Annotated in this window: 4 protein-coding genes and 1 pseudogene; all 5 read left to right on the top strand. The window is 74.5% G+C overall.

The window, feature by feature from the left end; translation table 11 throughout:
• The first annotated feature begins 70 nt into the window (after positions 1–70).
• The gene (locus ABZ885_RS32620; protein ID WP_360196700.1) at positions 71–1,684 is read left to right on the top strand and encodes an ABC transporter ATP-binding protein; all 1,614 of its coding nucleotides are present in this window, start codon (positions 71–73) and stop codon (positions 1,682–1,684) included.
• A gap of 3 nt (positions 1,685–1,687) precedes the next feature.
• Entirely contained in the window at positions 1,688–2,593 is a 906-nt protein-coding gene (locus ABZ885_RS32615; protein WP_360196698.1) for a hypothetical protein, read from the top strand.
• Between the two features lie 175 nt (positions 2,594–2,768).
• Positions 2,769–3,701, top strand: a complete 933-nt coding sequence (locus ABZ885_RS32610; protein ID WP_360196695.1) for a FadR/GntR family transcriptional regulator — start codon at positions 2,769–2,771, stop codon at positions 3,699–3,701.
• Positions 3,702–4,254: 553 nt separating this feature from the next.
• Positions 4,255–5,904, top strand: a complete 1,650-nt coding sequence (locus ABZ885_RS32605; RefSeq protein ID WP_360196693.1) for an RNA polymerase sigma factor — start codon at positions 4,255–4,257, stop codon at positions 5,902–5,904.
• A gap of 260 nt (positions 5,905–6,164) precedes the next feature.
• Positions 6,165–6,758 (top strand): annotated as a pseudogene (locus ABZ885_RS32600) (trypsin-like serine protease); the annotation flags it as partial.
• Positions 6,759–6,910: the final 152 nt, after the last annotated feature.

Raw genomic sequence — 6,910 nt, 5'->3', positions numbered from 1 at the left:
GCGGGGCCGTGCGGGCACGGCCCCGCGCCGCGCAGACGCAGGTCGGCCGAGGGCATGGGAGCAGCCAGCGATGATCCAGATCACCGGACTGACCAAGGTCTACCGCCGGGGCGGGCCGCCGGCGCTGCTCGATCTGACCTTCGACGCCCGCCCGGGGACGGTGACGGCCCTGCTCGGCCCCGAGGACGCGGGCAAGTCCACCGCGCTGCGGTTGATGCTCGAACTCGAACGCGGCCAGGGCGTCACGCTCTTCGGTGGCCGCACCTACCGCCAGCTGCGACGCCCGGAGCGGGAGGTCGGCGTGCTGCTGCCCGGCCCCGGCGGCGCCGGGGGCATGGTGGCGGGGCACCCCGGCCGGAAGGCGCAGAGCCACCTCAGGATGCTGGCGGCGGCCGTCGGAGTCCCCGCCCGGCGGGCCGATGAGCTGCTCGAACAGACCCGGCTGGTCACCGTCGCCGGACAGCGGCTGCGCACCTTCTCGCCCGGCATGCACCGCCGGCTGTCGCTCGCCACGGCGCTGCTCGGGGACCCGGGGACCCTCGTCCTCGACGCGCCGACCGAGGGCCTGTCGCCGCGCAACGTGGACTGGTTCCACTCCTTCCTGCGCTCGTTCGCCGTCGCGGGCGGAACGGTCCTGGTGACCACCCGAACCCCCCAGGAGGCCGCCGGGCTCGCGGACCGGGTGATCACGCTCGACCGGGGCCGGATGGTGGCCGACCAGCCGGTGACGGAGTTCCGCCGCACCCGGCTCAGCCCGGAGGTCGCCGTGCGCGGGCCGCAGATGGCCCGGCTCGCCGACCTCCTGGTGAGCCAGGGCGCGCAGGTGCGGCGCGACGGCGGCGCGGGTCTCGCGGTGGCCGGGATCGGTCGCACCGAGATCGGCGAACTCGCCTACCAGCACGGCATCCTGCTGCACGAACTCGCCGACCGGGTGGTCGAGCAGCCGGCTCCCCGGGCCACGCTGCCGGTCGCCTCGGGCCGGTCCGGTCACCTCCACGTCCAGCCGGCGCCGGCCGGTCGGGCGGTGGCCGACGCGGCGCCCGCCAGGCCGAGGAGGAACCGCCCGGTGAAGGCCCGCCAGGCCGCCGACGAAACGATGACGGGCCAGGCCGCGACCCGGCCGACGCCGGTGACGACCGCAGCGCAGGAGCCGGCACCGGCGCCGGCACCCGCGCCGGAACCGGCCGGAGCCGGGCAGGCCCACGTGCCCCAGCCGGCCACCGGCAGTCCGGCCACCGGGACCGCTGCCACCGGCGCGCCCGCCACCGGAGCCGTGGCCGCCGGTGCTCTGCCCGCCCTCGCCCTGCCGGCCACCCTGGCCTCCGCTGCCGCTGCGGCCTCCGCCGCCGGCACCCCGGCGGCGACCGCCCGGCCGCCCCGGCAGACCGTGCCCGCCGCCCCGGAGGCGTCCGACCCGGCCGACCTCGCGGAGACCTCCCCGACCGTCGCCGTGGACCGCCTCTTCCGGGACGGCCTCAGCAGCCTGGTCCGGTCCGGCGGGAGCGGCGCCCCGGCGGCCGCGCCCCGGGAGCCGCATGACGAGGCCGGCGACGGGGACCTCCTGACCGCCGACACCGTCCGCCTCGGCCGGCTGAACCCGCAGACCGCCCCCGCGCCCCGCCCCGCCGACGGTCCCGCCCCTTCCACCACCGCCATCCCCACCCCCGACCACCGGAGCGAGTGAACCGTGCGAGTCCTGGCCTACGAGCTGCGCCGGCTGCGCGGCCTCCGCACCACCTGGCTGCTGCTCGCCGGGGTGCTGTTCTGCGACGCCGTGGTGGCCGCCGCGCTGGCCGCCCAGACGCCGGCCGGTCCGCTGTCCGCGCCGGCGGGCGTGCGGCTGCTGACCGCGGCCGTCCCGTTGATCCCGCTGCCGTTCGCGGCCCTCGGCGCCGGAGTGCTGGGCGCCCTCGCGTACGGGCACGAGGTCCGGCACCCGGGGCTGCCCGCCTCGCAGGTGTCGTACCTGCGCCGGGTGTGGCTGCTGCTGGGCAAGCTGGCGGTGGTCGGTCCGGTCGCGGCGCTCCTGGCGCTGGGCACCCTGCTGGTGGACGCGGTGGCCGTGCACCTCGCGCTGCCGGCCGGGGTGACGGTGGCCGCCTGGTCGGAGCCGGCCGCGCTGTCGGACCGGGTGGCGGATGCGCTGTCCTCGGCCGGCCTCGGCGGGCTCGCCGACCTGCCGGGCGCGCTCGCCCCCGTGGCGCTCGGCGCCGGGCACGGGGTGCCCGCCGCACTGCTGGCCTTCGTCGCGCTGACGGTCGTGGCGGGCTGGACGGGGGTCCTGACGGCCTCGCTGACCCGCAGTGCCGCCGCCGGCGTGCTGCTGCTCTGCGCCCTGCCGCCGCTGCTGGAGTCCGGGGTGGCGCTGCTGCTGCGGCAGACCGGAACGGCCTGGCCGGCGCGCGCGGCGGAGCTGCTGCCGTTCCAGTCCGGCATCGAGTGGGCGTACGGATGGGTGTACGGCGGGGACCGCCGGGTTGCGGCGGCCGGTCCGGCGCTCACCGATCCCGCGCTGCTGGCGGCGGTGGTGGCACCCGTCCTGGTGCTGCTGCTCGCCACCCTCCTGGTGCAGGCCCGCCGCCGCGCACTCTGACGCCGCTCCGGCGCTCCTCGGCCGCTGCCGAGGTTCCCGCCGGGGGGTCTGCGACCGGCCCCTGGAGGGAGCAGTCGTCACTGACGGTCTGCCAAGATCGACCAGCTGTGACCGCAATGCGCGGTTCTTCCTGATAAGAAGTCAATTATCCAGTCACGGTCGATCACCCTTTCGTGTGCTTTTCACGAGAATTCTCAAGCTGGGCCCGCCGATCGCCGACAAAGGACCTGTGAGTACCCTTGCGCACCCCACCATGACCCCCGCCCGTTCCGCCGAAGGCGCCGTCCCCGGCACCGGCGACCTGGACCGCTTCTCGTACGCCGACCGGCCGATCCCGCCGGCGCCCCGCTGGGAGGGCGCCGAGTCCGACCTGGCCCGGGTCGGCCGCAAGACCACCAGCAGCCGCGGCCGCGGTCTGCACGGCCAGCTGGTGCAGCAGCTGGGTCAGATGATCGTCTCGGGCGACCTCGGCGCCGACCGCCCGCTCGTCCCCGAGGAGATCGGCCAGCGGTTCGAGGTCTCCCGGACCGTCGTCCGCGAGTCCCTGCGGGTCCTGGAGGCCAAGGGCCTGGTCAGCGCCCGGCCGAACGTCGGCACCCGGGTCCGCCCGGTCGGCGACTGGAACCTGCTCGACCCGGACATCATCGAGTGGCGCGCCTTCGGTCCGCAGCGCGACGAGCAGCGCCGGGAGCTGTTCGAGCTCCGCTGGGCGATCGAGCCGCTGGCGGCCCGGCTCGCCGCCGGCCACGGCCGCGAGGACGTCCAGCAGCGGCTGGTCGAGCTGGTCGAGATCATGGGCCACGCCTCGGCCCAGGCCGATCTCTCCACCTACTCGCGCGCCGACGCCGAGCTGCACGTCCTCGTCCTGCAGATGGCCGGCAACCGGATGCTGGAGCACCTCTCCGGGATCGTCTCCTGCGCGCTCCAGGTGTCCGGCGGCCCGGCGACCTCCTGCGAGCGGCCCTCGGAGGCCTCGGTCGGCCTGCACGCCCGGCTGGTGGACGCGCTCGGCACCGGCGACGGCACCGCGGGCGAGGCCGCGATGCGGGCGCTGCTCACCGTCCACCCGGAGATCGAGCCGTCCGTCCCGGCCCCCCGGGAGCACTGAGCCGCCCACCCGTCGGCGACCGGGCGACCCCCGCGAACCCATGGCCCTCCGGCTGCTCCCCCACGGCGCGGTCGGAGGGCCCCTGTGTGCCGGCCTGTCCGCAGTGCCGCCGCCCGGACCGCATCCGCACGTCCGCACGTCCGCACGTCCGCGCCTCCGCGCCGGGCTCCCACGGCGCCCCGTCGCAGCCCCCGGCCTGCACCGGCCCGCCCCGGCGCGCCGCCACGTGTCCTGCCCATGTCAGTCGTTTCGCCGCGAGTGCGCGATGATTGGAAGACGGCCCCGGGCCGCAGGCGCCGAGTGGTGTGACCCGCGACACGAAGGCCATGCGTAACACTTGACGAGTAGCAGCGATGTGTCCTGAGCGGAAGCAGCTCCGGAATACACCAACATGTCAGAATGCTGTGTTGGTCTGCGGCGCTGCTGCCGTCCTGCAAACCCAGTCCTCAAGCCCGAGTCGGTCGGAATCGACACCGCGCGCCCGACGCGCGATTTCCTTCCCCGCCCGCTCGGGCGGCCGGTACGGGTTCGAGTCCACTCATCGTCCGAGAGGTTGTTCGTGTCGGCCAGCACATCCCGTTCGCTTCCCCCCGAGATCGCCGAGTCCGCGGCTCTGCTGGCGCTCATCGAGCGGGGCAAGGCCCAGGGGCAGATCGCCGGTGACGACGTGCGCCAGGCGTTCGAGGCGGACCAGATCCCGGTCACCAAGTGGAAGAACGTCATGCGCAGCCTCAACCAGGTGCTGATTGAGGAGGGGGTGGACCTCATGGTCAGCGCGGCCGAACCGGCCGGCGCCAAGCGCAAGAGCGTTGCTGCCAAGAGCCCCGCCAAGCGCACTGCCACCAAGGCGGTCACCACCCGGACCCCGGCCGCCCCGGCGGCCCCGACCAAGCCCCCCGTGCGGATCGCGCCCGGTGCTCCCGTGGCCGCTCCGGCGGTTGCGGCCGCCGCCGCGCCGGCCCCCACGGTCTCCGCCGAGATCACCGCCGACGCGACGACCACGGTCGTCACCGAGGTGAAGGCGGTTGCGGCGAAGAAGGCCGCCCCGGCGAAGAAGGCCGCGGTCAAGAAGACCGCCGCGCCGGCCAAGAAGACGGCCGCCAAGAAGACCACCTCCGCCAAGGCGGGCAAGGGCGACGAGGAGCTGGTCGGCGAGGACGAGCTGCTCGAGGACGCCGCGCTGCCCAGTGACAAGCCGGGTGAGGAGGCGGAGCCCGAGGAGGAGTCGCAGGGCTTCGTGCTCTCCGACGACGACGAGGACGACGCCCCGGCCCAGCAGGTCGCCGTCGCCGGTGCCACCGCCGACCCGGTCAAGGACTACCTGAAGCAGATCGGCAAGGTCCCGCTGCTCAACGCCGAGCAGGAGGTCGAGCTCGCCAAGCGCATCGAGGCCGGCCTGTTCGCCGAGGACAAGCTCTCGGCCGCCGACAAGCTGGCCCCCAAGCTCAAGCGCGAGCTGGAGATCATCGCCGAGGACGGCCGCCGCGCCAAGAACCACCTGCTGGAGGCCAACCTCCGACTGGTCGTCTCGCTGGCCAAGCGCTACACCGGCCGCGGCATGCTCTTCCTGGACCTGATCCAGGAGGGCAACCTCGGTCTCATCCGTGCGGTCGAGAAGTTCGACTACACCAAGGGCTACAAGTTCTCCACCTACGCCACGTGGTGGATCCGCCAGGCGATCACCCGCGCGATGGCCGACCAGGCCCGCACCATCCGCATCCCGGTGCACATGGTCGAGGTCATCAACAAGCTGGCCCGCGTCCAGCGCCAGATGCTCCAGGACCTGGGCCGCGAGCCCACCCCGGAGGAGCTGGCCAAGGAGCTCGACATGACCCCGGAGAAGGTCATCGAGGTCCAGAAGTACGGTCGCGAGCCCATTTCGCTGCACACCCCGCTGGGTGAGGACGGCGACAGCGAGTTCGGTGACCTGATCGAGGACTCCGAGGCGGTCGTGCCGGCCGACGCGGTCTCCTTCACCCTGCTCCAGGAGCAGCTGCACTCGGTGCTGGACACGCTGTCCGAGCGCGAGGCGGGCGTGGTGTCGATGCGCTTCGGCCTGACGGACGGTCAGCCGAAGACGCTGGACGAGATCGGCAAGGTGTACGGGGTCACCCGTGAGCGCATCCGCCAGATCGAGTCCAAGACCATGTCGAAGCTGCGCCACCCGTCGCGTTCCCAGGTGCTGCGCGACTACCTGGACTGATCGGCAGAACCTCCGCAGGGCCCCGGCCCCGCGGTGAAGGGGCCCGGAGCACACCGCTCCGGGCCCCTTCGCGTTCCCGCGACGCCCCTTCGCGTGTCCGCGACGTCCCGCGCCGCATTCCGCGACCCGCCGCCCTCGTGCACGTCCGCACCCGCCGCCCCCGTGCACGTCCGTACACGCGTCCCCGTGCACGTCGGGGGCCGGGTGCGTCAGCGTCCGGGTGGCCGTTGTCGCTCGTCCGGGTGGCCGCGCGACGGTAAGTGGTCGCAGGGCGTAGTCGGTCACCTACGCTGTGCCGGTTGCCTGCTGCCGAGCCAACTGGAGACACGGTGCTGCCCAACCCGGATCGTGCGGACCTGTCGCCCGCCGCCCAGCCCCCGGCCCGGCCGGGGAGCCGTCGCCACCGGGCCGCGGCGCTGGCCCTGCTGGCGGCACTGCCGGCGCCGCTGGTCGCGCTGGGCCCGGGCGCCGCCCCGGCCGAGGCCCAGCGGCGGATCGTCGGCGGCGTGACCGCGAGCACCTCCGACCACCCGTGGCTGGTGGCGCTCTCCAGCCGCCAGCAGTTCGGCAACGGGCGTTCGGGCCAGTTCTGCGGGGGCGCGCTGGTCACCCCGACCAAGGTGGTGACGGCGGCGCACTGCTTCTACGACGAGTCCAAGGGCAGGCGGGTGGACCGGCCGGGCCTGAAGGTCGTGGTCGGCCGGGACGACCTGCGCGGTTCGATCGGCCGCGAGGTGGCGGTCGGGTCGGTCTGGATCCACCCCGACTACTCCTTCACCGCCAACATGAACGATGTGGCGGTGCTCACGCTCAGCGAGTCACAGGGGGCCAGGCCGGTGATCGACCTGGTCGGCCAGGGCGAGACCGAGCCGTACCGGCCGGGGACCGCGGCGCAGGTCTTCGGCTGGGGTGACCTGGTGTCGGCGTACTCCTCGTACTCCTCGCGGGCGTGCCGGCGGGCCACCGCGCGCTCCTCCAGGTACGCCTCGTAGCCGCCGCCGTACAG

It is taken from the genome of Kitasatospora sp. NPDC047058 (genome assembly GCF_040643935.1).
GTDB lineage: Bacteria > Actinomycetota > Actinomycetes > Streptomycetales > Streptomycetaceae > Kitasatospora.
This window is presented reverse-complemented; position numbering and strand designations above follow the sequence as displayed.

Coding starts and splice junctions, on each gene's coding strand:
- ABZ885_RS32620 (WP_360196700.1), top strand. CDS start 71: ATGATCCAGATCACCGGACTGACCAAGGTCTACCGCCGGGGCGGGCCG.